The organism is Bradyrhizobium sp. 170 (genome assembly GCF_023101085.1).
In the GTDB taxonomy this organism is placed as follows: domain Bacteria; phylum Pseudomonadota; class Alphaproteobacteria; order Rhizobiales; family Xanthobacteraceae; genus Bradyrhizobium.
The window spans coordinates 2,829,951-2,856,734 of sequence record NZ_CP064703.1 but is presented as its reverse complement, the minus strand read 5'-3'; the positions used below and the strand labels follow the sequence as shown (position 1 = coordinate 2,856,734).

Annotated in this window: 18 protein-coding genes and 1 pseudogene; 8 read left to right on the top strand and 11 right to left on the bottom strand. The window is 60.6% G+C overall.

All coding sequences use genetic code 11. The features are described 5' to 3' along the window. Positions 1–155: 155 nt before the first annotated feature. The 6 genes from IVB05_RS13365 to IVB05_RS13340 form a co-directional block, all read right to left on the bottom strand. Positions 156–329, bottom strand: coding sequence for a hypothetical protein (locus tag IVB05_RS13365; RefSeq protein ID WP_247784825.1), 174 nt, complete (start codon positions 327–329; stop codon positions 156–158). 220 nt (positions 330–549) lie between these two features. Further along, entirely contained in the window at positions 550–1,914 is a 1,365-nt protein-coding gene (locus IVB05_RS13360) for an HlyD family type I secretion periplasmic adaptor subunit (protein WP_247784824.1), read from the bottom strand. A gap of 22 nt (positions 1,915–1,936) precedes the next feature. Further along, the gene (locus tag IVB05_RS13355; RefSeq protein WP_247784823.1) at positions 1,937–3,757 is read right to left on the bottom strand and encodes a type I secretion system permease/ATPase; all 1,821 of its coding nucleotides are present in this window, start codon (positions 3,755–3,757) and stop codon (positions 1,937–1,939) included. 11 nt (positions 3,758–3,768) lie between these two features. Next, entirely contained in the window at positions 3,769–6,327 is a 2,559-nt protein-coding gene (locus IVB05_RS13350) for a hypothetical protein (protein WP_247784822.1), read from the bottom strand. Positions 6,328–6,400: 73 nt separating this feature from the next. Then, entirely contained in the window at positions 6,401–6,877 is a 477-nt protein-coding gene (locus IVB05_RS13345) for a hypothetical protein (protein WP_247784821.1), read from the bottom strand. A gap of 118 nt (positions 6,878–6,995) precedes the next feature. After that, entirely contained in the window at positions 6,996–7,613 is a 618-nt protein-coding gene (locus IVB05_RS13340) for a sigma-70 family RNA polymerase sigma factor (protein ID WP_247786679.1), read from the bottom strand. 1,641 nt (positions 7,614–9,254) lie between these two features. Here IVB05_RS13340 and IVB05_RS13335 point away from each other — a divergent pair. The 8 genes and pseudogenes from IVB05_RS13335 (at position 9,255) to IVB05_RS13300 (ending at position 22,112) form a co-directional block, all read left to right on the top strand. Continuing rightward, entirely contained in the window at positions 9,255–9,455 is a 201-nt protein-coding gene (locus IVB05_RS13335; RefSeq protein WP_247784820.1) for a hypothetical protein, read from the top strand. Between the two features lie 289 nt (positions 9,456–9,744). Beyond that, on the top strand, positions 9,745–10,995 hold the full coding sequence (locus IVB05_RS13330; RefSeq protein ID WP_247784819.1) for an HlyD family efflux transporter periplasmic adaptor subunit: 1,251 nt from the start codon (positions 9,745–9,747) through the stop codon (positions 10,993–10,995). Between the two features lie 4 nt (positions 10,996–10,999). Further along, positions 11,000–13,438, top strand: coding sequence for a peptidase domain-containing ABC transporter (locus tag IVB05_RS13325; protein ID WP_247784818.1), 2,439 nt, complete (start codon positions 11,000–11,002; stop codon positions 13,436–13,438). A gap of 201 nt (positions 13,439–13,639) precedes the next feature. Then, positions 13,640–13,861 (top strand): annotated as a pseudogene (locus tag IVB05_RS13320) (catalase-related domain-containing protein); the annotation flags it as partial. 1,526 nt (positions 13,862–15,387) lie between these two features. Continuing rightward, complete coding sequence (locus IVB05_RS13315) at positions 15,388–18,744, top strand: LuxR C-terminal-related transcriptional regulator (protein WP_247784817.1); 3,357 nt, start codon at positions 15,388–15,390, stop codon at positions 18,742–18,744. A 432-nt stretch (positions 18,745–19,176) separates the two neighbouring features. Further along, the gene (locus IVB05_RS13310; protein ID WP_247786678.1) at positions 19,177–19,821 is read left to right on the top strand and encodes a response regulator transcription factor; all 645 of its coding nucleotides are present in this window, start codon (positions 19,177–19,179) and stop codon (positions 19,819–19,821) included. Positions 19,822–19,956: 135 nt separating this feature from the next. Beyond that, positions 19,957–20,649, top strand: a complete 693-nt coding sequence (locus IVB05_RS13305) for a cation-translocating P-type ATPase C-terminal domain-containing protein (RefSeq protein WP_247784816.1) — start codon at positions 19,957–19,959, stop codon at positions 20,647–20,649. 506 nt (positions 20,650–21,155) lie between these two features. Beyond that, positions 21,156–22,112 carry a LysR family transcriptional regulator gene (locus tag IVB05_RS13300; protein WP_247779089.1) on the top strand — a complete coding sequence of 319 codons (957 nt, stop codon included), beginning with the start codon at positions 21,156–21,158 and terminating at the stop codon, positions 22,110–22,112. On the opposite strand, the gene IVB05_RS13295 is transcribed toward IVB05_RS13300, so the two are convergent. The 5 genes from IVB05_RS13295 to trbL all read right to left on the bottom strand — a co-directional run bounded on the left by IVB05_RS13295 (position 22,088) and on the right by trbL (position 26,435). Continuing rightward, positions 22,088–22,327, bottom strand: a complete 240-nt coding sequence (locus tag IVB05_RS13295) for a DUF2274 domain-containing protein (protein ID WP_247779090.1) — start codon at positions 22,325–22,327, stop codon at positions 22,088–22,090. The two genes, IVB05_RS13300 and IVB05_RS13295, sit on opposite strands and share 25 nt — an antisense overlap. 4 nt (positions 22,328–22,331) lie before the next feature. Next, complete coding sequence (locus IVB05_RS13290; protein WP_247786677.1) at positions 22,332–23,462, bottom strand: TrbI/VirB10 family protein; 1,131 nt, start codon at positions 23,460–23,462, stop codon at positions 22,332–22,334. Positions 23,463–23,524: 62 nt separating this feature from the next. Next, positions 23,525–24,436: a P-type conjugative transfer protein TrbG gene (trbG, locus tag IVB05_RS13285; protein WP_346771785.1), complete on the bottom strand. Its 912-nt coding sequence runs from the start codon at positions 24,434–24,436 to the stop codon at positions 23,525–23,527. A gap of 68 nt (positions 24,437–24,504) precedes the next feature. Then, positions 24,505–25,188 (bottom strand): conjugal transfer protein TrbF, encoded by a 684-nt coding sequence (gene trbF, locus IVB05_RS13280; protein WP_247779091.1) that lies wholly within the window; start codon positions 25,186–25,188, stop codon positions 24,505–24,507. Then, positions 25,188–26,435 carry a P-type conjugative transfer protein TrbL gene (trbL, locus tag IVB05_RS13275; RefSeq protein ID WP_247779092.1) on the bottom strand — a complete coding sequence of 416 codons (1,248 nt, stop codon included), beginning with the start codon at positions 26,433–26,435 and terminating at the stop codon, positions 25,188–25,190. Before trbL ends, trbF begins: the two co-directional genes overlap by 1 nt. Between the last annotated feature and the right edge of the window lie 349 nt (positions 26,436–26,784).

Sequence of the window (26,784 nt, the reverse complement as noted above, 5' to 3'; positions counted from 1 at the left end):
CGAGGATCGGCGCCAAATACGCCCTGGATCGTTTCTCTGCATCGGCTTCGTCCGGGAAAAGATCAACAGCTTCGGTGAGAGCGCGCCCTCGCCGTTCGCGGCTGACGTAGTCCGGCCCACGCGATTGGTCCGGTAGGGCGCGGAAGCGCATCCAGCTAAGCGCCGAGCTGTACCTTTTCATTGTCCTTGCCAGAATGCAGCACGTTGAAGTCTGAGACGCCGTCGACGCCGAGACCACGGCCGCCACTCGTTGGCGCATGGGTGCACACGCCCGCGTAGCTCCACGCGCCGAGCTGCTTGCTCACGTAGAGTCGGACGTTGGTCAGCATGATTCGGTCAAGTGGTGCGGCGCGTGTCCAAGACCTGACCGGAGATCCGCGTTCCATCCCCTGATCGACCTTCCTTGGGCGGTTTCACTTTCCGTCGATCGGCAAACCAATAGCAGAAGCATTGGACAAGCAAGATTGCGAATCGCACCAATCGCTCGAACTCCGTTAACCACGGATACTCGCGGGTGCTCGGGATTGACGACCAGATTGCTCTTTTCATTCAGGTTTCGCGGAAAGCGCGGGAGAAGCTATCGAAGGCCGGCTTCATGATGTACTCGAAAAACGTACGCTCTCCTGTCTTGATGTAGATGTCGGCCGGCATGCCGGGTGTCGGGATGAATTCAGGCATTCGCTTGAGAATATCGTCTTGGTCTAGGCGCACCCGAACCACATAGAATTCCCGACGCGTGTCACTCGCAGGGCGTGTTTCGGCCTTGACCTGTACTTGCTCCGCCAACGCGTCCGCTGACACGTAGATGACGCTCGCGCCGACCATGGGCGTGATGCGCTGGTTGAGCGCCGACAGCCGCACCAGCGCCTCCTGACCTACGCTCACGTGCGAAATGTCCTTGGGACTCACATGTGCCTCGATGACGCGCTCTTCGCCTGTCGGTAGGAGCTCAAGCAGCACGGCGCCAGGAGAGACGACGCCGCCCGGTGTATGGAAGTTCCTCTTCACGACGATGCCCCGGACCGGCGAGCGTACGTCGACCCGGTCGACGACATCCTGCGTGGCGCGAATCTGTTCCTCCACGTCATCCAGGTCCGCTTCGGTCTCGCGCAGCTCCTTGATCGCATCCCGGAGCGCCGTCGAGTGGAGCTGGGCTATTCTTTCGTTCGCCTGAGCGATCCTCTCCTTCGAATCGGCGATGCGGCCAAGATACTCGCCAAGCTCTCCCTCGAGACTCGCCTCGGAGCGTTGCAGCGCCAGCACATCCGACTTGCGGACCAACTGCTGGCGAAGAAGCGAATTCTTGTCCTTCAGCTCTTCGGCGAACAGGGCAATACGCTGTTGGGTGGACTGCACTTGAGCCTGATATCCGCGGATGCTTTCCTCCAGCCCCGCGATTTGCTTCATGAGTACGCTTTCCTGGGTCACGAGACTGGTCCGGCGCGCCCTCAGTTCGGCACGTTGCCGCTCAAGAACCGCTTTGATTTCCAGATCACGTGCGCTCGCGCTGAATGCTGCGGGAGTTTCGATTGTCTCTGAAGAGCTCATCTCAGCTTCGAGACGCGCCTTCATGGCGAGCAGCCGATACTTTTTTAAAACCAATCGCCTCAGCTTGGAGTTGGCAGCGGTGTCGTCCATGCGAACGAGCACCTGGTTCGCCTCCACGGCATCACCGTCCTTTACCGCAATCTCGCGGATGATGCCGCCCTCGAGGTGCTGGACCAGCTTGTTCTGTCCGGTAGCCACGAACGTGCCCGAGGTGACGACCGCACTGTTCAGTGGAGCGACTCCGGCCCAAACACCGAAACATCCGAGCCAAACGACCAGCATGGCGAGGCCGGTGAAGATGGGCCATTTGGCGCTCAGCGGAACGCCGCGGTACCACTCACCGGTGCTGTCCTTTTTTGCTTTCATCCTGTCCTCCCGCGCGGTCACCTCACGGGCCAGAGGATTCGATGCGTTGCGGCTGCTCCGGCTTACCTGCGGCGGCCCCGCCGGGCGACCGAACCAGGCGATGCAGCACGTCGCTCGGAGATCCGAATGCTTCGGCCCGTCCGGCCCGCAGGATGAGCACTTTGTCCACGCTGTTTAGCAGCGCAGGGCGCAGGGTTACCACCACCGCGGTGACCCCCCGCTTCTTGGCGCGCTGCAGGGTCTCGGTCAGAGCCAGCTCCCCCGCCGCGTCGAGATTCGAGTTGGGCTCGTCGAGGACGACAAGGCACGGATCACCGAAGAATGCCCGGGCGAGCGCGATGCGCTGCTTCTGTCCCCCGGAGAGCGGGCCGCCGCCGCGGTCGAGCACGGTCTCGTATCCTTGCGGCAGCTGACAGACCATGTCGTGAATGCCCGAGAATATCGCCGCCTCATAGATGCTCGCGTCGGGCAGGTCGTCCCGCATGCGGCAGATGTTCTGCTTGATCGTCCCGGGAAATAGCTCGACCTCCTGGGGCAGGTAGCCCGTATATTCGCCAAACTGGCGGCGATCCCAGTTGCGCAGCTCTGTTCCGTCCAGCCTGACCTTGCCGGCGGTCGGCACCAGACAGCCCACCAGAATGCGCGCTAGGGTCGACTTCCCCGACCCAGACGGTCCGACAATGGCAAGAGACTCTCCGGGCGCGAGCTCGAGCGACACGCTATTGAGCACCGGCTCCTTCGAGCCGGGCGGCAAATACAAGACCCGATCCACGGTCAGACGGCCTTGCGGCTTGGGCAGGCGCAGCTTCGGCGTCTCGCGCTGGAATGACTCGACCGCCTGCTTGACACGCGCATAGGCCGATCGCGCCTGAACGCAGCTGCGCCATCCCTCGATCAGGCCCTCGAGCGGCTGCAGGGCGCGGCCGACGATGATTGCGGCCGCGATCATCATGCCGCCCGTGATCTCGGCGTTGAGGGCCAGATAGGCGCCCACGCCGAGGATCGTGATCTGGGTCACGAGCCGGACGAATTTCGACGCACCGCTGATCCAGAAATTCCGGTCAAGGGCCTGGCTCTGCACCGTCAGAGCCGGCGCCTGCCGGCGACCCCAATGAAGAATGCTCTCGCTCAGCATTCCCATCGCATTGATCACCTGCGAATTTCGCGCCAGCGACTCGGCCGCGGCATCGGCCTCAGCAGCATGCAGGCCTGCCTCGCTCAGACGCTCCGAGGTCGCTTTCTGGTTGAGTACCGCAATCAGCACCAGTGCCAAGCCCGACACGACAGCGATTAAGCCGAGATCTCGGTGAATGAGAAATATGACTCCGAAGTAGAGGGGCGAGAGCGGCGCGTCCATCAGCATAAGCATGACGGGGCTCGAGATGAATCCCCGCACTTGGTGAAGGCTACGAATCGCCTGGATGGTCCCGCCCTCGCCGGCCCTGGCGTTGTTGATACTGCTCGCCAAGACTGCACCGCCGAGCACCGCCTCCATCTTGGTCGCAAAACGCCCCAGCACCTGCCGACGCAGAATGTCGATGATCGAGAGGATGCCGATGAACGCCAGCGCGAGAGCCGAGAGCATCAGCAGTGTTTCGAGGCTGCGGCTCGTCAGCACGCGATCGGAAATCTGGAACAGGTAGATCGGCAGCGTGAGCATCAGCAGATTCACGACGACCGAAAATGCAGCGACCGCAATCAGGTTCGTGCGCGCGACCGAACGCCAGGTAGCCAGCGGGTTGACAGGTCCAACATAGTCGCGGGCCTCGCCGCCGGGTGTGACGCGAAGGTGATCTGCAGAACGGCTGTGCGGCGCTTTGTCCAGTATCTCGACGGCCGCCATGTTCGCCCCCGCTATAGGATAGCAAGTTCAGGGTCTGTTGGCTGATTCGTATCTGCGATCTCGGGAGGCGGCGGCGCAGTGTCAGACGCCGACGCGGCGTCGGCCGAAGACCCGGTATCCTGCGGGGGAACTGAGACGTCGCTGCTAAGGTTAACGCCGTAATCGGTGTACTCGGTTCCGGTGTGCAGAGCATTTTCTGATGGCGGTGGCTCATCGTTCAAGGCGATCACGTCGCCTGCGGCCCCATCGACCGGCGCCGCATCCGCAAGAGCGTCGTTGGCCGCGGTCCCGGTGTCGGCCGGATCTGACACCTCGCTGGTCGGATCGCTCACAGTGGCAGCTGTTGTCGTCGGCGCCGGCTCGGTCGTCTCAACTGGCGCCGCGTCCGCAAGAGCGTCGCTGGCCGCGGTCCCGGTGTCGGCCGGATCTGACACGTCGCTGGTCGGATCGCTCACAGTGGCAGCTGTTGTCGTCGGCACCGGCTCGGTCGTCTCAACGACCGGCGCCGCATCCGCAAGAGCGTCGCTGGCCACGGTCCCGGTGTCGGCCGGATCTGACACGTCGCTGGTCGGATCGCTCACAGTGGCAGCTGTTGTCGTCGGCGCCGGCTCGGTCGTCTCAACTGGCGCCGCGTCCGCAAGAGCGTCGCTGGCCAAGGTCCCGGTGTCGGCCGGATCTGACACGTCGCTGGTCGGATCGCTCACGGCGGCAGCTGTTGTCGCGAGCACCGGCTCGGTCGTCTCAACGACCGGCGCCGCATCCGCAAGAATGTCGCTGACTGCACTTGCCGGTTGTTGTGCCACGTCACCGGTCACCGGCGCAATCGTGCCGCCGGTGTCATCGGTCAGCGTAGTCGCGGTGTCGGTCACCGTCGCGAGCACCGGCTGCGCCGCCGCCTCGAGCGGCTCGATTGTGTTGGCGCCGACCTCATCGGTCAGCGTAGCCGCGGTGTCGGTCACCGTCGCGAGCACCGGCTGCGCCGCCGCCTCGAGCGGCGCGATTGTGTTGGCGCCGACGTCATCGGTCAGCGTGCCCGCGGTGTCGGTCACCGTCGCGAGCACCGGCTGCACCGCCGCTTCGACTGGCGCGATTGTGTTGGCGCCGGTGTCATCGGTCAGCGTGCCCGCGGTGTCGGTCACTGTCGCAAGCACCGGCTGCGCCGCCGCCTCGAGCGGCGCGATTGTGTTGGCGCCGACGTCATCGGTCAGCGTGCCCGCGGTGTCGGTCACCGTCGCAAGCACCGGCTGCGCCACCGCCTCGAGCGGCGCAATCGTGGCGCCGGTGTCATCGGTCAGCGTGCCCGCGGTGTCGGTCACCGTCGCAAGCACCGGCTGCGCCACCGCCTCGAGGGGCGCAATCGTGGCGCCGGTGTCATCGGTCAGCGTGCCCGCGGTGTCGGTCACTGTCGCGAGCACCGGCTGCGCCACCGCCTCGAGCGGCGCGATTGTGTTGCCGCCGACGTCATCGGTCAGCGTAGTCGCGGTGTCGGTCACCGTCGCAAGCACCGGCTGCGCCGCCGCCTCGAGCGGCGCGATTGTGTTGCCGCCGACGTCATCGGTCTGTGTAGCCGCGGTGTCGGTCACTGTCGCGAGCACCGGCTGCACCGCCGCCTCGAGCGGCGCGATTGTGTTGGCGCCGACGTCATCGGTCAGCGCAGTCGCGGTGTCGGTCACCGTCGCAAGCACCGGCTGCGCCGCCGCCTCGACCGGCGCGATTGTGTTGCCGCCGACGTCATCGGTCTGTGTAGCCGCGGTGTCGGTCACCGTCGCAAGCACCGGCTGCGCCGCCGCCTCGACCGGCGCAATCGTGCCGCCGGTGTCATCAGTCAGCGTAGCCGCGGTGTCGGTCACCGTCGCGAGCACCGGCTGCACCGCCGCCTCGAGCGGCGGGATTGTGTTGGCGCCGGTGTCATTGTTATTGCTGTTAATGCTGAGAGCACCGCCGGTTCCAAGCAGGGGGGCAGAGCCGATAATCGACGGGCTGAAACAGTCGCCAAGCACGTTGGACTGAACGGATTCGGGCGTTGCCCCAGCCTGAACTTGAGCGCTTCCGAGGTAAGAATTCGCTGATAGCGGGTTGACGGAACTATCGTCGATTGAGTCTAGTGAGGTTTGAGCGTTATGCTCAGCAACATCGCTGCCCTCGGCGGCGACATCTTTGCCGTGGGCGGGGCTCGGCTTGAGCGCATCGTCATGCGGCTGCGCCAAAAGCCCCGTCGGATCGAGCTGGGCCGCACGCGCCTCCGACGAGGCGGCGGGCCTTTTGGACGTCTCATCCTCTGCGCCCGTTTTCGCAGGATCAATCGCCGGCAGATGGTCATTCGCCTCTTGCGGCGCGGCGCCTGCGTGAGCCGTTTTGACGACCTCCTGCTCGGCCGCCGCGGATTTGAAAATGCCGACAAGAAACTCGTCGCAGGCAATCAGCGGGGCAATGAAGAACGACCAGGTCAAGAAATTGAAAGAGCCGGATCGCTTGTCCGCACGCTGCACCCCAGCTTCGAAGATTCTCCGTTCTTGTTCGAACAGTTCGCGTTTTTCTACTTCGTTCATGCGCTTTTCTACTTCGTTCATGATTGCCGCCTTTTTTCTCGTTCGAATCAGAAACTACTCTCGCGCATTCCCCGCCGTGCGGTCTTTCGGCGCATCAGGCGTCCGTGTCGTGCGACGTGTCCGCCGGCACGTCATGCCCTACGTCGAAGTGATCCGCAGGACCCATCTGGCCGATGACGTATTCGAGGGCGTCGTCGGACGACATCGAGGCGAGCGCGGCCTGCATGTCGCCCGATTGATCCAGACCACGGGAGCCGAAATCGCCATGGGAGAAGTCGGTCCTGGCCAGCGCTTCACCCGGGTCAGGATAGGTGTCGCCCTTGCTGCCGTCGTCGGACGGCTTGGAGTCGCGATAGTCCTTCTGCGGCGGGCAATCGTCGTTCTTGGCGTCCTTCCAACCACCATCGGGCTTGGAGTAGTCCTCGCGACCCTTGTGATCGTCATTCCACTTGGAGTGCTCGCCGTTGCCGCAGTCGTCGAGCGTGGTTGGGTTGCCATCCTCGCGGGGGACGCCGATTCCTGGAATCTTGACCAATCCGAAAATGCTCGTGACCCAGCTCAGGATAGACATCGTTTCGCTCCTAGCTTCGGGTTTGCGACGGGCCCATGCCTTGTCCGGATCACCGCGCCCTCACCCTAATGTCGCCGACGCGCCACGATGGATGCAGCGCGCAAAACAAATTCACGCATCATTCGAGCTGCCGGCGCATGGCCACGAGTTCTCTCCGGATCCACGCCTTGACTGTGCCGACCGGAACCCGGAGGTATTCGGCGATCTCCTCATGCGTGCGTCCGTCGATGATCGCCAGAAGCAGGCTCGCGCGGCGCTTTGGCTCGAGTTGATCGAGCATGGTCCGTAGCGTCATGCTGTCCGGGATGCGAGACGCGGGATTCGGGACCCCCTGTTGCCGCTCGCAGACGGCGTTCAGCGTGTGGTCCTCGAGCACGAGTTCCCGCTTGGCGTTCTGCTGCATCCTGAGTGCTGTGTGACGGACGATCGCGTAGATCCAGCCCCGCGCGGATCCGCGTGCAGGATCGAAGCTTTTGGCACATCGGAGAATCTGCGCGAATGCATCGTGGATGACGTCCTCCGCACGCGACCTGTCGTGGACGATCCGGTGCGCCACCGCGCGCAACTGGTCCTTCTCCCGGGCGTAGATCTCGCCGACGGCAGACCGCGATCCGGCGGCGCACTCGATTAGCGCCGTTTCATAAGTGAGAGCCGTTTCGCAATCACAATATGTGTCTGCCTGCGCTGCGCTGGAGCAAGAAGCCTCATTGGTGAAGCACGCGCGTTGGTGGGGCACGGTACGCAACCCCTATTCCGTGCAAGGCAATATTGGTGACTTGCACTTTCCGAGTGCACAATGAACTGGCAGTCAAACTTAAGTCAGCGGCTCTACTTCATTCGTTAAAAATTGTTTCGATCTGGGCCATCACAAACGCGTGACGTCGTTATCAAGCCGGCACGTCATACTCGCTCGCCGCGCGAGCGACCGTTATTCGCTGCACGCAATCAGATGATCGTGCCTCGGCGAGGATTTCAGCGTCGCAGCACCGATTGAGGATCTAGTCAACGGATTCAAAACTCGAACTGCAGGGAAGCGAGCGCTGTCTACTACTGGCTCACGATTGTGCTGGTAGCAGGACTTGTCGTCGCGGAAGCTTCCATCACTGGGCCAGAGGATTTCATGCGGAAGGTGATTAACGCGAGTGGTCCGAAGTTGTTTCTGCAGATGGCTACGCTGTAACGCTCCATGCGAAGGCGGCGTTACGGGCGGGTGACGGCTCTCGCGGACTGTGATCCGACAGAATAATGCGCGGCTCGGAGCTCTCCGAGTCCTGAATTTGAGTGTTAGAGGGCCGAGCTCAGGTCCGCTCCGAGCCGAACCGAATTGGTCAATCGTTCCGGCAACTCGTCGAAAATGCTGACACTCCTGTGAACAGTGTTTTCGCATGCTTCAAGGGCGGACAAGGACTCCAAGCCATCGCTCGACCCCCATCAGAACGATTTAGATGCGCCTCATTAATCCAGCCTGGACTTGTAGCTGGTTGACTCGGCAATGGCGGCACCGATCGACGATCTGGTCGACGGATTCCGAAACGTGAATTTCGGCGGAAGCTGCAAGAACGAGATGTTGCTTGGAGAAGGACCGCTTGTATGCGATAGCGCGCCGGATCGTCCACAACGCGTTGCGGAGGACGTCATCCACGATGCATTCGCGCTGATTGCCACATGACGTTCCGCTTGACCAAGAACGGCGCAAAAGAGGACTTAGTGCTATTGACGCGAATGGGATGGACCGGCCGCGCTCCTGCCCCTCAAAAGGCCTCGGAGCCTGCGGGGCTTATTCTATTAAGAGAAGAAGCACAGCTATGCCTCGCGCCTCCACAATTCACGCAGCAACAGTCGTCGGAATAGATGTGGGGAAGAACACGCCTTATTACCGCGCGATTGCAACGACGCTGTAAATCTGCTCCGCCGACTTGGCGACAGGATAGAAGCTACGCGCTTCATGCCAGACCTGAATGCATGCGCCTGGGATCACATCATCTGCGATATCGCGCTTGCCCACGATGCGGTGAGCCGCTCGCAGCAGCCGACGCGCTTCCTGTCTGTAAATCATTCTCCAACGCGGTCTTGTCTTCTGCGAGTGCCAGCAGAGCCGTTCTGAGATCATACTCACGCCAGGAAAGGCTGGCACCTGCGCATGCGCGCGCGCTTGGTGCCGAACCTATCAGTGGAAGATCTCGACCCTCAGCGTGGACTCGACGAGAACGTTGGCTGCTTCCGCAGATGGCGTAGCAATAGAACAAGAAGCGCGCGCCTAGCGGTGCCGCACAGAAAAAATTTGTGCGAAGTGCATCCAGATTGGCGTCTTGCGACTAGCTATAACGTGGCAGCAGTTACAGCAATACCCCGCCACTTACATCGAAAGGAGACGAACATGGAGAAGATGGAAAAGTTTACTCACCCCATCGAGTTGTCTGATCAGGAGCTCGATCTGGTTGCGGCTGGCTCAGGCTGCTGCACAGGAGGAAACACGAACAACGGCGGCATTGGCGGCCTCATCGGCATCGGGTTCCTCAACGACAACAACGTCGCGGTTCAGGTTGGTGCTGGAAACGTCGCCGTCCAAAAAACGTAGCCACCCAATCTGCTCGTTCCCTGGGTGGTGCACCGCCCAGGGACGCGCGGAGCGAGCCACAATGAGTTCCAACTCTGCCGCACTGCCGACGCAGGTCAGTTTCTTTCGGCCCGATGCGGGGGCGAACCCGCTTTTTTCTTCCATACTAGGAGCGGTTCTCCATCGCATTGTGCGGTCCCCATCGTGGCGCGGCGGAGGATATCAGGCGCAGAGAGATATCACGTGTAAATATTAAATATGACGAACGAAACGTCCCGAAACGTCCAACGAAACGTAAGAAGGTGCGTTCATGGCGACACCGCCAGCTCTATTTCGCCAGGAAGCAATCGACTTTCTGCATCAACGCCACAGCTGGGGCGAGGTCGTATCGCTGCAGCCGATATCGAGCATGATCCTCAGCTGGACTCTTGCGGGCCTTGTTGCTTTCATTTTGGGTTTTATCTCCATCGCTCAATACGCCCGCAAGGAAACCGTCACCGGCTATCTAACGCCGACCTTCGGAACGGCCAAAATTTTGGTGCCGCAACAGGGTTTCATCAAAGAACTCCACGTCAAGGAGGGTCAGGAGGTTGCCGAGGGCGACCCGCTCCTGACCATAGTCACTTCTCAAATCAGCGCCAACGGCGATGACGTCAATGCCGCCGTCCTCGCAGCGCTGGCGCGGCAACGCGAGGTCATCGAGCGACAGATCGTTGCGGAGGAGCGCCGGACCGCCTCGGAACACGATCGCCTCGCTTCTACGGCCAACGGGATCGAGGGGGAGATCGCCCAACTCGAGGACCAGCGCAACATCCAGAGCGAGCGGCTGAAGCTTTCCGAGAGTTTTGTGTCGACCGGGGCCACGCTAATCGCGAAGGGAGCGTTGCCAGCCGTCGAATTGAAGCGCCGCGAGCAGGCGGCGCTCGAACAAGCGCAGAACTTGGCGTCGCTCGATCAGCAGATCACTGTACGGCGCACCCAACTGACTGATGCTCGGCATACGATCGAGCAACTTCCGACCGTTGCCGCAGAACGAACTCGCGTATTGCGCGGCGATCTCTCCTGGATCGAACAGCGCACCGCCGAGGTAGACGGACGGCGGGCCTACGTTATCAAGGCGCCGACGAGTGGGCGCGTGTCCACGCTGCAGACGACCGTCGGCAAGGTCGCTGATCCAAAGCATACGCAGCTCGAAATCATTCCGCTTGATTCGACCTTGCAGGCGGAGCTGTTCTTTCCGACGCGCGCGTCCGGATTCGTGCGCCCCGGCCAGCAGGTCAGGATACTCTACGATGCCTTTCCTTATCAGAAATTCGGCACCTACCGCGGCACCGTGGAAAAAGTCTCTCACACGATCCTGACCGGCAATGATGCTACCGGGCCGATCACCCTCAAAGAGCCGGCCTACCGCGTGACTGTGCTTCCCGAGCGGCCCGACATCGATGCCTATGGGCGCAAGATGTCGCTTCAGCCAGGTATGCTGCTCAAGGCCGACGTGATCCTTGAGCAACGCTCGCTGATGCGGTGGCTGCTTGACCCGATGTTGAGCGCAAGGATGTAGCCGCATGCAGGGACTGTTGAATTTCAGCGGACGCGGGTTCCTCCCGGTCATCAGACAGACAGAGGCAGCGGAATGCGGGCTGGCATGCCTTGCCATGGTAGCGTTCTATCATGGCCGTCGAACTGACATGAATAGTCTGCGGCGGCGGTACGCGGTCTCGCTGAAGGGTGTCACTCTCCGCGACCTCATGGAGATAGCGGCTCACATGGGCCTGGCATGCCGGCCGCTGCGAATCGAGGTTGACCATCTGTGCCAACTGCGTCTCCCGGCCATCCTGCACTGGGACATGGATCATTTCGTTGTCCTGAAGGCGTGCAAGAAACACGGGATCGTGGTTCACGATCCCGCCGCCGGAGAGAAATGGTTTCCCATCACCGAAGCATCGAGACATCTCACTGGAGTCGTACTCGAACTCTCACCCAGTGAAGAGTTCTGTTGCACAGACCAGAGGGTGCGACTACCGTTCTCAGCATTCTGGAGCGGAATGAGGGGAAACTCTCATGTCTTAACGCAAATATTGGTTCTCTCGGTGGTCATCGAGATCCTTATCCTCGCCGCTCCTTTCTACATGCAGCTCACGGTTGACGAGGTCATCGCCAGAGGCGACGTCGATCTTCTGCTCGTACTCGGGCTTGGATTCGCGCTACTCGTCCTGGTCAAAGTCGCGTCGACCGCGACCCGCTCGTTCATTGTTCTTCTTCTGCAGAACACGCTGAGCTTTCAGATCGGCGCCCGGCTGTTTCATCATCTGGTGCGTTTGCCTCTCTCATTTTTCGAAAAGCGGCACATCGGCGACATCCTGTCGCGCTTCGGCTCGATTGAGCCCATCCGCAACATGCTCGCGGAGGGACTCATCACGGGCTTGATCGACGGTCTCATGTCGGTGTTGATGCTGGCGTTGATGTTCGCATACAGCGTCCAGCTCGGATTCGTCGTCCTGTTCGCGTTCGCGCTGTACGCCGCTTTGCGACTAGCTCTCTTCAGGATATTCCGACAACGGAGCGAAGCGGCCATTCACAGCAAGGCACAGGAAGACTCCAACTTCATCGAAACCGTGCGGGCGGTGCAGAGCCTGAAGCTGCTCAACCGAGAGAACGAGCGGGAGAGCCAGTGGTTGAACCGCTATGCTGAGTACGTAAATGCCAACGTGCGGCTAGGCCGGGCGAGGATCAGCTTCAAAGCGATCAACGACACGATATACGGCCTGGAGAACGTAATCACAATCTATCTCGCCGCTAGCCTCGCACTAGACAATCTTATCACGGTTGGCATGATATTCGCGTTCGTCAGCTACAAGCTGCAGTTCGCCGAACGGACAGCGCTGCTAATCGAGAAACTGGTGGACCTGCGCATTCTCGGACTGCACCTGGAGCGCCTCGCCGATATTGCGCTCACCCCCCTAGAGCGGGGGCACGACCAGGATCTGTCGTATGTGCGACCGATCCGCGGCTCGATCGAACTGCGCAACGTGTGCTTCCGCTATGCAGAAGCAGAGCCTCTGATTCTTAATAACGTCAATCTGTGCGTTGCTCCGGGACAATTCGTGACGATCATGGGGCCTTCCGGCTGCGGCAAGACAACTCTAGTCAAGATTATGCTCGGGCTGCTCGAGCCAACGAGCGGGGAGGTCCTGATCGACGGCCTTCCGCTAGGCCAGATCGGACCGCGCGTTTATCGCGAACACATCGGCGCGGTGATGCAGGAGGACCAATTGCTGTCAGGATCTATTGCCGACAACATCTGCTTTTTTGAGACAACATTCGATCAGCAATGGATGATCGAGTGTGCGCAGATTGCCGGCATCCACGACGATATCATGGCAATGCCGATGAGCTACAATAGCCTCATCGGTGACATGGGAAGCTCATTATCTGGCGGGCAGAAACAGCGAGTACTGCTTGCGCGCGCGCTCTATCGCCGACCAAAGATCCTGTTTCTGGACGAGGGCACGGCACATCTGGACACCGACAAGGAAAAAGAAATCAATGCCAATCTCCAGCATTTAAATATGACACGCGTGAGTATCGCACACCGACCCGAAATCGCCCACGGAGCGGATGTGATCATCCGTCTTCCCACGGCGGCCCGGCCGTTTCATGTCGGAGTTACAGGCCGCAGACCAGCTGCGGAGCCTGCGCGCGATGCTGGTCTCACCGGGTCTGCCGCCAAAGGTGCGAAATCGACCAAAGTCGCGCAGGGCCACGACTACTGCTCCGATGACAGCCGCAAAGGCGATCATTCGAAGCGTGCCGGGAAGGTCGACTGCTCGAAAGACGGCAAGGGCGAGTACTCCAAGCACGATGGTGGCTGGAAGGACGCCAAGAACGATGACTGCCAGCCCCAGAAGGATGGTTGCGACCCCAAGCCGTCCAGCGACTGCGGCAAGGGCGACACCTACCGTAACCCGGGTGAAGCGCTGGCCCAGTTCGACTTCTCACGATGATTTCGGCTCGCATGGTCCGGATCATTCGGGTGATATGCAGGGCTCGGCGCGTCGAAGACGGCCCTTTGGTCCGCCGCCTGCGTTGTTTGATCCAGCTACAGGTCTCAACGCTGCGTTCGATGAAGGAAGCGAGGTTCTCAGGTATCGCCCTTGGGAGACTTCAGCTGCCTGACGGTCTGCTTCCAAGGTTCGACGACGGTCGAACAAGGTCCCAAACGCCGGCCGCGCGCCGAGAGTTTCGCAGACCACTACAGCCAAGCCCGACAGTTTTTCATCAGTCAAACCATGGGCGAGCAGGCACACATCGCTGCCGCTCTGACGTTCGAACTCAGCAAGGTCAAAACGCCAGCCACCAGGGAGCGTATGGTCTCGCATCTCTTGAATGTCGATGAGACGCTGGCCAACAAAGTTGCCGCAAAGCTTCAGGACGCCTTCTGTTCCCCTATGTTGCGGCTTTCAGCTGGTCTAGTTGGAGTCGCATTTCGCCTGCGGTTGCCTATTTATCCCGCATGAGTATATCTGCGTTCGATCCTTGCATTCCGACGCGCGGGACCAAAGTTCCTAACCGACCGGAACGGCTCCATGTGATCAAGCACGACGGCTATCGCCTAATAGTTCAACGTGAAGGCAAGCGCGTTCGGCTATTCGCCCGCACGGATACGATTGGAGCCGCCGCTTCCCGCTCATCTCGAAGCGGCGCCACGAAACCGGCAGAGCTCATTTGTAATCGATGGCGATCAGTACCCTGATCCTCCATGCCGGTTTTTGAGTTCGCTTGCCGCGTCCTAAGCAATACTCATTCATCTCGAAACAGCTGAATTGATCGACGTATTGTCGTTAGCCAGTGACGGACATATTGCCTTGTACCTATCTGGTGTTCTGGAGTTGGGTAGCAAAATGGTAGCTAAGGACTGCGTGTGACAGTGCTACTTTTGGTGTGACTTTTATCCGAGGGTTCGAGTCCCTCCGCGCTACCAGTAAAATCAAATACTTAACGCGGAAAAACTTTCTCAAAAAAGGTTTTTTTGGTGCCCACACCCGCACACTCAGCAAGGTTTTGTGAACATCCGGCGCACCGCAGACACTTCCGGACGACACCCGCCGGGACTGCCACCCGGCCCGTTAGCCAGATGGCATATTCAAACTGGAGGGTAATATTGGCAAAATTGTGCGCATGCCAGACGAGAAGTTCACCTTTGGAGAGATGCAGGAGTTGGGTGCCTCAGGCGTCGTCGTGTTCTGCAGCGACTATCACTGTGCTCATTCCGTGAAGCTCTCAGCCGACTGCTGGCCAAACCATCTGCGGCTGTCGGATATCGAAAGTCTGTTCGTCTGCAAGGTTTGCGGCAATCGCGGTGCTGACGTTCGGCCGGACTATAGTGGTTTGCGAAGAAAGGCCGTCCCCGAGCAACCAAAGACGCCCTAAGTCAAACCTCTTGCTGCAGCGCCCAGCCTCGCCCCGCTTCGGAGGGCGGCCCTTTCGTCAATCACCAGCTCCGGCTCCCGAAGGGGAAGCCGATGCTCGGCCCGCCCCGATGTTAGCCGTAGCCGCGATCGCAGCCCGAGCCGCAGTAGTATCCGTAGCTCCGGCGCACCACGTAGCCGTCGTCGCTGCCGTAGTAGGGCTGGACCTAGCGGGGTCCGCAGGTCCGGGGTAGCAGCGGCCGAACTCGTTGCAAACCAGGCGGACCTAGTCGACGCCGGCGTGCGGTGGGGCACAAAAAAGCCATTCTGAACGGAAAATATCTAAGACTTGCAAGTGGGTTGGACGGTCTCGCACCGCACCAAAAAGCAAACATGGCAGCTACGTCGCCTTCCCCCTTGGAAATGGGTTATCCTGATCAGGCACTGAGGCGGGTAGCCCGGGTTGCCGACGCCAGACAATTTAGACTTTTCGTCGGGGTAGCAAGAGTAATCAGGCACCGCGCTGGGCAAGCGAGGTCAAGCCCGTGTTAGATGTGTCCGCGGACCAGGAGACATTCACGCGCTGCATCCGACTGGTGATCGCAGATCGACAACCGATTGTTCTCCAGGGGTTGAAGTCGGTCTTCGCAGGACAGCGCGACTTCGAGGTTGTTGCGTCGTGTAGCACCGGAACAAGCTGCCTCGAAGCAATTCGGAATTTGGCACCAGACGTCGCGCTTCTTGCTGATACGTTGGCTGACCTGACGGTATCCGAGATCTCCGCCATTGCGAAAGCTGAGAATCTTTCCACACGGCTGGTGTTCTTTACCGAATCCGAAAGCAACGACGATCTCACCGCGGCAATCGCGGCCGGCGCTTGCCGTGCAATTTCGAAATACTCGAACCCAGACACTATGCTGCGATCCCTGAGGCTGATGACGGGGCGCATCAGTGCGTCACCGGAACAGTCCCGCTCGCCAAACGGAAAGAAAGTAGACGGCGCCAAAATCGAAAAAATGCTGGGGGCGCTGACGCACCGCGAGCGCCAAATTGTGCGACTAGTGTGCGACGGTTTGTCGAACAAAGAGATTGCGCGCCAGCTGAACGTTTCGCGAGGCACGGTCAAAGTACACCTCCACAACATATTTCAGAAGCTTGAAATCAGTAATAGGACCGTGCTCGCCACGATCGCGTCGTTGCAACGATCCGCCGCCTTCGGCGCGCTTGCGCTCGCCCCCCTGGCGTTCGCAATTTTGAGCGACGCCAAGGCGTCGGATACGAACGACACCGATGACGACAGCACCGCCTACAAGGATATTGAGCACTGCGTATTTGAGATCTGGAAGAAGGCGATCCTCCGGCACATCATCGTTGTGGATCCTGGCGAGACAGTCGCGCTCACCCAGAGAGGGTCACCAATTAAGGTGAGCCAAGTCACGCACGCGGCGGCGAGATTGGAAGAGCTGCAAGCGGCCGAGCAGGCCGCCGTCCTCTCCAACTTCGGGAGAGGCTACGGCCCGATTGGATCCGGCACTCCCTACCTTTTCGTTTCGCCGCTGCTGCAAGCAATTAACAAGAGCCAGACCGGCAGCCCCGCGGCGCCGCAGCAGTTCCCGCCGCTTGAGTTTGCCTCCAATCTGACAAAGGGTCATGGAGGCTATGGCACCTTCATCATGACGGCCGCCGGGGTGTGGGCCTACACATTCGACAACTCCAATGCCGCAATGCAGGCGCTCGGCCCGGGCGAAACGCTGATCAACACCTTTCAGGTCGCCACCATGGATGGCACCACACAAGTGGCGACGATCACCATTCACGGGGCCAGCGATGTAGACGCCAACGATGTCGATGACCTGGCTTCGGGACAAGTTGTCCAAGACTCCCATCCGCCCCTCGCGTTTGGGACCCTTGGGCACGACAGCGTCACAGGAGAAGGAAACGCGGGCCAAATCTGTGTTGGCGCTCGTGACGACACCCCCAACGGCACCGGCGTAGTGGATGTTATCTACGGAGGCTCAGGGAACGATACCATTGAGGGTAACGGGGGCGACGACACGATCCACGGAGGATCCGGCAGCGACAACTCTACCCAGTTCGACACCATCATCGACTTCACATCGGGGACGGACAAGATCAACCTGGCGGCTCTCGGCGCGCTGGCGTTCCTGCAACTGACGTCAACAAGCACGTCCGTACCGCCGCATACCCTCGCCTGGATCTACAACCCCACGAGCAATGAAACGATCATCTACGTGAATCCGACGGATCGCAGCCTTAATATCGGCGATCCGGGCCTACTGGAAATCCACTTGCAGGGAGTTGTGTCCGTTGCAGTGTCGGATTTCGTCTACGAGCCGGAAGCGGCGGCTGTCGCGGCGGCATTGGAGGGAATCGATCCTGCGCTGCTGGTGGCGACCGCGAATGATGGGACCGTTCTGACGACGGGCAGCGCCCATGCTTCCATCGAAGCGGAGGCGAGCGAGAGCACACTCGGGACGGCTGGTGCGTGGACCATGCCTGCGGACGACGGCTTGAGGTTCCATTTCGGGCGGGATCGGATCGGTTCCATTGTCTCGACTAGGCTCACCAGCTTCAGCGACGATTCGGCTTATGCAACGGTAGAGAGCAACGAATGCACGGTTACCGTGCCACTGCACGTATCATCAATCGAGCTTGCGCATAACCAGGCGATAGTCTTGCCCGAGGAAAATCTCACTTTCAAGAAGGAACCGGTCTACGCGAACACCGGCGTTGTTACGACCGGGCACGGCAACTCGGAGCACCCTTCACACTCGGCCTCTGCAAGCGCTAAGGGGGCGGCCGAGCCGGTCGAAACTGGCGACGCACCCGGTAATAGCGCGGGCCACGGCAACGCGCAGCACGCCTCCAATTCGGCAGCTGCGAAGGCGGCCAACGAGCTGACAGAACCGGGCGTCACACCCGGCCACGGCCACTCGCACCCATCACACTCGGCCTCTGCAGGCGCTAAGGGGGCGGGCGAGCCGGTCGAAATTGGCGACGCACCCGGTAATAGCGCGGGCCACGGCAAGTCGCAGCACGCCTCGAATTCGGCAGCTGCGAAGGCGGCCAACGAGCTGACAGAACCGGGCGTCACACCCGGGCACAGCAACTCGGAGCACACTTCACACTCGACCTCTGCAAGCGCTGTGGGAGCGGCCGAGCCGATCGAAACTGGCGACACACCCGGTAATAGCGCGGCCCACGGTAAGTCGCAGCACGCCTCGAACTCGGCAGCTGCGAAGGCGTCAGCGGCCAACGAGCTGACAGAATCGGGCGTCACACCCGGCCACGGCCACTCCCACCCTTCACACTCGACCTCTGCAAGCGCTGTGGAAGCGGCTGAGCCGGTCGAAACTGGCGACGCACCCGGTAATAGCGCGGGCCACGGCAACGCGCAGCACGCCTCGAATTCGGCAGCTGCAAAGGCGTCAGCGGCCAACGAGCTGACAGAACCGGGCGTCACACCCGGCCACGGCCACTTGCACCCATCACACTCGGCGTCAGCAAGTGCTATGGCAGCGGCCGAGCCCGTCGAAACTGGCGACGCACCCGGTAATAGCGCGGGGCACGGTAAGTCGCAGCAAGCTTCGCATTCCGCCACTCCGAACGTTTTAGCGGCCGCCCAGCCGGTTGAATTTGCGTCCTTGACAGACGGCGCCGGCCACGAACCGGCATTCCATTTCAAGAACCAGGGTGCCCCTTCCACCCCCATCGAAGCCGTTGAGCTAGAACAGCTTAACGATTGGCCCGTAGGTCCCGCCGGCGACTTAGCGGCAATCCTTCAGGTTGGCCCAGCTGCTATGGAGGAACACGCGGCCAGTCACGTCAATAACGGTCAGCACCATGCAATAGGACATTTGCCGCACGAACTGCTTATTTGAAAAGTGTTGCAGCAGATGCACATTGGAGCCAGCTTTCTAAGGCTGAATTGTAAGACCGGGGTTCGACATAAACCTTGCATGTGAATCGTGGCGGGTTTTTTGCCCGTTCGACTCCCTGCTAACAGATTGCTACCCAATCGTTGTTCGCGTCGGGGGGATTGGGGTAGCTACAACCGGTGTTGTCTGGTGGTGTGGTGCCGGCGACGTATCCTATTTTGAGGACTGAGAGGCGTAGCGACCAATGCTCTTGAGCTAAAGGCCAATAATGTTTAGCCGGCTTGTTCGACCATTGACCTCAGGCGCCATCGCCAATCAAGCTCAGCTAGTTCGGCTGCGCTTACCCAATTTGGACTACTTCCAATTTCACCAACCGCAGAATCGCTTCCCACAAAACTGCCAACTACCTATTTATCCCGAAAAGGGAATGTGCTGATGCGGAAGCCCACTAGGCCGGCTACCAACGTTTTAATCGTCGATGATCACCCCGTAGTCCTGTCGGGCTGCCGGTCGTTGTTCGCCTCGGACAGCACTGTGAAGATCGATGTGGCCACCGATGCCAAGTCGGGTCACAGGGCCTACGTTTCACGGAAGCCCGACGTCACGGTCATCGATATCAAGCTTCCCGATGTTTCCGGCTTTGAATTGATGCGGCGCATCCGCAAGGAAAATCCGGACGCCAAAATCATCATGTTCAGCATGAATGATGATCCAGCGTTTGTGGTTCGCGCCATCGAACTCGGCGCGCAGGGCTATGTCTCCAAGGGAGACGATCCCAGAATGTTGGTGAATGCCGTTCGGAAGGTCACCGCCGGGTCTAATTTTATTTCACCGCCACTTGCGGAGGCCGTGACTTTTTCTGGCGCGTCGATGAAGGCCAATCCGGTGTCGCAAATGACGGCCCGCGAGCTGGAAATCCTACGGCTATTGGGCCGGGGCGACAAGATCGTCGAAGTCGCCGATATGCTGGAAATTTCCTACAAGACCGTGGCCAACATTACATCCCTTCTCAAGCGGAAGCTCGGTGCCAAAAGCCATTCGGACCTGATTCGGATCGCTGTCGATATGGAGCTTGGCTGAATTTTAAGGGCGGAACGCCCGTGCCGATAGGCACGACCCGTTCGCATCCCGGCAAAGCAAATCCGCCACCGCCTCCCAGCGGTCAATATCCGGAAGTTCCTGCGCTATCTCCTGTCGTCGAACATCGGCGAGGTCATGACCATGTTCTTCGGCGTGCTGCTGATCGACCTGATCGGGCTGTCGCAGGCGCGTGGCGGGGTCGTGCTCCCGCTCTTGGCGACGCAGATCCTTTGGATCAACCTGGTTACCGACGGCGCGCCAGCGCTCGCCCTTGGCGTCGATCCAGTTGATACGGCCGTCATGAATCAGCCGCCGCGGCCGCGCGGCGAAGGCGTGATCACACGTCGCATGTGGGTCGGCATCCTCTTCGTCGGCCTGGTGATGGCGGCCGAGACCTTGCTCGTCCTCGATGCTTCCTTGCCGGGCGGTCTCATTGAAGGGACCGGCACGATGCGCTACGGCCAAACGATGACCTTTACGACCCTGATGATGTTCAAGCTCTTCAATGCCTTGAACGCCCGTTCGGACGAGGAAAGCGCCTTTTGCGGCCTTTTCCGGAACCGCTGGCTCTGGGCGGCCATCGCCTTGTCGCTTTTTCTCCACGCGGCCGTTGTCTACATACCCTTCCTCCAGGAAGCGTTCTCGACTAGCGGCCTCGATGCCGATGATTGGCTTCTCTGCGCGGCGGTCGCAAGTTCTGTACTGTGGCTCCGCGAACTGAGCAAAGTCATCACACGCGCGATGGGCGGTGACCGAAGCGGCACCACGTCGGCACGGCCAAGCGCCACGGAGCGGCCCGACAACGCGCGAGCATACGATCACAGATGACGGGAGAGGCAATGCAACCCATCAAATCCTTGCGCAAGACAGTTTTACTTGCGGCATAACATCGGACCTGAATACTAGACTAAAGGCAGGGCTTAGTTCGGGTAAAGCGATTTTTCTCGCTCAATTCAGGTGCAAGCATTCACTAGAACGCCCTTGTTGGTATAAGCGCCGGCTGCCGCAGCAGAGCACAAGCTGCGCCCTGCTCTGATCACGTGATGCTTGCCGGTCTGTAAATCGCTTTCGCCGGATGCTCGCAATGGGCGCGATGTTCACGACAAGGTGCAGTCACCACGCGTAGCGTAACGCGAAGTCGCTTATCCGACGATCTGAGAGAAGCGTGCGCTACTCGGGCGACACGCGGTCCGGATGGCGCCTCCGTCATCGCCTGCCGGACGCCGACGGCAGGGCACGGATCGGCCCAATAAAAAACACAACCTGTCGATGAAATCACCCGATTCCAAATATCTTATCGATGCTCCTGCATTTTCAGAGCACCATGGTCGCGAATGGCCGACGAACAAGACCACAGATATTTATCGCTCCGCAATCAATCTGCAACGATCCCCCTTCAACACCTCCGATATGCGGTTGTTTCCGCGGAGTATGGAAGCTTCCGGCGGGCTGCAGAAGCGTTGTTGACGCAGCAGTCAACTCTGAGCCGCTGCATCCGGGAACTCGAGGAATCAATAGGCGTGATTGTGTTCGAGCGATCGAGCGGCGGCGTCTGCGCCACGTCGGCTGGCCGGGATTTTCTCCGAACGGCGCGGTCGATACTCGAACAAATGGATGCGCTGGTTACGTCAGCCAAGTCTAACGGACGCGGCGAGGCTGGGCGGCTGTCTGTGGGATTCTATACGTCGCTGTCGGCCGGCAATTTACGGGCGACGTTGGTGGATTTCAGGCAGCGGTGCCCACAGGTCGCACTTGGCATGGTCGAAAGGTCGCGGATGCGCCTCGTCGCCGCCTTACGCAATGGTGCAATCGACGTTGTCATCGCGACCGACGGAGGACACGTCTTTGACAGCAACGCCTTGCCGCTGTGGAGCGAGCGCGTCCTAGTGGCCTTGCCTGAGGGACATCAACTGGCTGGGAAGAAGGCGATCTACTGGACCGACCTGCGGAATGAGACGGTCCTTCTCAGCCATTATGACCCGGGACGAGAACTTGAGGATCTCTTGTTGGCGAAGCTGATCTCGACAGCAGACCGTCCCAAGATCGAACGCCATGACGTTAGCAGAGGCATCATCAAGACCCTCATATCCATAGGATTCGGTGTCAGTTTGGTGGCCGAGTCCGACATCGGCGTCACGTTTGCGGGCCTGATTTATCGAGAGATACGAGACGGCACGGGGCCGAGTCAGGTCCATTATTCAGCACACTGGCGCAAGGACAATGACAATCCGGCGCTGGCAAACTTTCTCAAATTGTTGAGCGAGCGCTATCCCTTGCCTTGCGCAGGCTGACCCTTGCGGCGGGCCTTTGCAAAGGCTCGGTCGGTTACCATGAATCGCGCCAGCATTGGTGCGACCAGCTTTGCGGGATCCGAGATCGACTGCCCGGTTTCGCGGGCAAGCATGTCGGTGTAGGCCGCGAGGTCGCGATGGACATCGGCCGGCAGTTCCACGCTGAGCTTTACCGGCTTGTCATCGGCGATGGCGCCGAGCTTCAGCTTTGCCATTTTTTCAGCCTCTGTATGGTTCGAGCACGAGGTCGCGATTGACGATTACCCGGACCGGAAAACCCGGCCGAATTGTCAGGGTCGGCTGGATGTTGAGATTGCGCCGAACGATCTGCTGACCGGTCTGGTTCAGGGAATCCCCTGCCCCACGGCGAAGGGCCTGCAGAATGGCGCTGTTTCCGTTGCCAGCATCCAAGCCGGAACCAAGTTCGGCTCCTACACCAAGCAAAGTCGACAGCAACGCAGCCTTGAACATCTCGCCCCCGTGAAGATCGACCTCGTCGTGAAGCCCCGCATAGCCTGCGGTATCGGCACCCGGCTGGCGCTCAAGGACGATCGATCGGCCGTTCGGCATGATCAGGCGTGTCCAGACCAGGAGCACGCGTGACTGTCCATGTGTAACGTGGCTATCGTAGATCCCTATCAGCCGCGCACCCTGGGGCACCAACAAAGTTTGACCGGACAGCGTATCAAATAGCGGTTCAGTCACATGCGCCATGATCTGCCCGGGCAGATCGGAGCGGATGCCCGTAATAAGGGCCGCCGAAATCACAGACCCTGCCTGGACGACAAAACGCGAGGCTGGCTTCGCCACACGGTCAGGGCTCGTGGTCCGCCGATCAACGGCAGCGCTAACAAAAGCGAGCTTGCGGTCCTGACCATTCTGGGCAAACGCCTCATCGGACGGTGATGCGGCATTTGAGGTCGTCTCGGCAGGAGTCGCTGCCGCCGGTGGCTGAACATTCGTTGACGCAAATACTTTGCTGGTGCGCGCGGCCTCGCTTTCCTGGTTCATGCGCTGTTGCTCGGGATCGACCGCAAGCGGCCCGGACTGGGCCTGGGCTGCAACAATGGGGCGACCGAGATCACCCGGCAATGGCGGCCCGAGGCGCGGCACGTCGCGCGGAATGCCCGCATAGTCGCGCGGCAGCCCGGCAAGGCCGTCGGCCACATTGTGGTGATCGGTGCTGTACAGCTCTTCGGAAGCTGGACCACGCGTGCGATTCTGCTGCAGGGCCCACAGCACGGCTCCGGAAACGAGAACGAGCGCGAGTGCCGTGCCCCCGGCCAATACCTTACGCGACAGGCGAGTCACGGGCGGAGGTTCTGGACGCAGGCGCAGTGAGCTGGCTATCTCCGCAGCACTCTTCGGCGAGGTAGAACCAGGACCACCGGCGCCAGTCGTTTGGTTATCGGTCACGACGGTCTCCCGTCGCTTCTGATGATTCGGACCTTTTGCTGAGAGTCGCCACCAAGTCGCAGCTCGGCCGCGGCAAACAGCCGATCGACGATTAGCACGTTACGATAGGTTCGGTAGTTGACGATCTCGGAATTGCCGTCCGGACCGATGACAAACAGCGGAGGCATTTCTCCCTGAACGATGCCGGGTGAGAACTCGATATAGACCTTGCGGCCATCGTCATAGACGCCGACCGGCCGCCAAGGCGGATTGTCGCCCTCGACGGTGTAGCGATAGCGCCGCTGAGAAGAGTCAGGAAGAACTGGCGTCGAGGAAACAGCTCGGGTACGGCCGGGCCGGTCCTCCGGATAATACCAAGCGACTGATGGCATGTAAGGCTTTTCACGCGAGCGCAGCTCGATGAGATAGGTGCGCCGGTCGGTGTTGACCACGAGGTTGGTCTCAATCGAAGGCCGCGTCGGCTTGACCATGATGTGGACACGTCTGGTATCGCCGCTTCCGCTTTCGGTGTCGCCAACGACCCAGCGCACGGTGTCGCCAGCCGATACCGGTCCCGAACCCGTGAGCTGCTCGCCGGGCTCGAGTGCGATATCGGTGATCTGTCCGGGGCTCGCGTAGATCTGATAGAGGGCGCCCGGACTAAAAGGGAAGACCTGCACAGCATTGAAGTAGCCGGCGCTACGCGGCTCGACGCGCGCAGCGTCATTGGCGGTCTCGATCCGCGCAATAGGCTCCTTTGCCTCAACGTTTCCCTTCTTGCCTCCCTTCGCAGGCGTCCAGGACGGCGGAACGTGAAGGAACCGCGGACGATCCTCCGCCAGCGACGGCGGACTGGGAAGTGGCGGGATATCGTCGTCGTAGCTGATCTGCGGCGGTTTCGAGGTGGCACAGCCGCTGAGTGCAAACATGCAAGCAAACAGAAGCGGGTGCATGACCTTGCGAACACTCGGGCTAGCGACTCCAGGAATCTGCATATTCACTGCCCAAGCTCCTTCGACCAGTTGATGGCGTTGACATAGACCCCGAGAGGATTTTTGCGCAGACGATCGGCATCGCGCGGAGTTTCGATCACGATGGTGAGGATGGCGGTCCAGCGCTCGGTGGCGGTAAGCTGCCCACTGTCGTAGCGGCGCTCGATCCAGGCGACCCGAAAGCTTTCCGGCGAGGCACGGATGACGCTAGATATTTCCACTGCGATCTGCAGCTTGCCTAGCTTGGCAAAGGGATCGTTGACGCGGGCGTGGTCGTTGAGGGCGACAGCGCCGCGATCGGTCGTAAAGTCGTAGGCGCGCAGCCAGTCCTGACGCAGCAGGATGGCATCAGCCGACAGCCCGCGGACGTTTTCAATGAAGCGAGCTAAATGATAGGCGATCTGCGGATCGGTCGGTTGATAGAAGGGATTGGCTGGGCCGACCGCCTGTGTCTGGCCGAGACGATCGACCTCAATGACCCAAGGCGTAATGCTTCCCTGTGTGGATTGCCAGACGAGACCTGATGCGAGTCCGGCCGATAGGATCAGAGAACCGAAGGCTATAAGTCGCCAGTTTTTGGCCTGCACCCGCGCCGAGCCGATGCGCTCGTCCCATACTTGCGCCGCTTTCTGATAGGGCGTTACGGGCGCGGGCGTACGGCCATAATGAACGGATGGTCGTTTGAACATCACTTCCCTCCTTCGGAGAGATCGACGGAGGCGCCCCCGCCACCATGGTCGGAAGTGCGGACGACGTTGGTAGCGGCCGACGCCCCACGACTCATGGTCTGCATGCGCTTCATGCGTCTGGCCCAACTGGACTGACTGTCCAGAGGTGAGGAACTTGCCGGTGGCTGGGCTGAGCTGGCTTCACCGGCTGCAGTGCCACCAGTTGAAGCCGAGCCGCTTGCAGCCGCGGGGCGACGAAGCGGGCTCGTCATCGCGGACGCGGCGGCATCCGCGACGCCGGACAAACCACCAGTCCTGAACGCCCCGCTCGCACTACCCGCTAGCGCCGCGGTCCCGCGCGCCGCGCCGGCGAGTGCACCGGCGCTTCCGGCAGCGACGCCCGCTCCGGCCACCACGACCCCGCCGGCAGCTAACCCCGTGCCCGCGGCGGCTCCGGCGCCAAGCTGCGGACCGCCGGACACGATGCCATTAGCGATACCGGGCCCAAAGATTCCCAAACCCAGCAGCGCTAATGCCGCGAGCACGAGGGCCATGGCATCTTCAATGCCGATCTGCGCACCGCTCGCGCCCGCGGTGAACTGTGAGAACAATGTCGAGCCGATGCCGACGATGACAGCGAGAACCATGACTTTGACGCCTGACGAGATGACGTTGCCGAGCACGCGTTCGGCGGCGAAGGCCGTCTTGCCGAATAGCCCGAAGGGAATCAGGATGAAGCCGGCAAGCGTCGTCAGCTTGAACTCGATCAAGGTGACGAAGAGCTGGATCGCCAGGATGAAGAAGGCGAGCAGCACGATCACCCATGCGAACAGCAGCACGGCGATCTGAATGAAGTTTTCAAAGAAGCTGACATAGCCCATCAAGCCCGAGATCGATTCCAGAATGGGCCGCCCGGCATCGATACCGACCTGCGCGATCCGCCCCGGACGCAGGAATTCAGCCGAGGTTAGTCCCGTCCCAGAGGCCTTGAGGCCGAGACCGGCAAAGCTCTCGAAAACGATGCGGGCGAGATTGTTCCAGTTGCCTATCAGGTAAGCGAACACGCCGACAAACATCGTCTTCTTTACGAGGCGAGCGATGATGTCCTCGTCGGTGCCCCAGGCCCAGAACAGAGCGGCCAGCGTGACATCGATCGCGGCAAGCGTGGTTGCGAGGAACGCGACTTCGTTACCAAGCAACCCGAAGCCACTGTCGATATAGCGGGTAAAAGTTTCCAAAAATCGGTCAATGACGCCGGTGCCACCCATGGAATCACTCGCGTTCGGGTGTTGCAACGGGCGGCCAGCCCTGGGGGAGACGATCGGGATGCTTGGGCTGCGCCAACGAGGGTGTCGGGCTGCCTGGTTGAGCATCGGCGGAAGTAACGCCCGATGTTTTCTTTGATCCAAGGAAGCGACGGCGGTTCTCCGCCCAAATCAGACGGCACTCCTGGAGTTCTGCAACCTGCTCGGAGGTGACCTTCCGGCAGCGTTCGAGTTCGCCGCCAAGCGGACTGGCTGCCCGGGATGCCGACGATCTAGCCGGTGGACCGTCGCTGTCGCCGCGGAGCTGGATTGTGCACGCTACGACAAGGATGGGGACGGCAGCCGCTGTCGT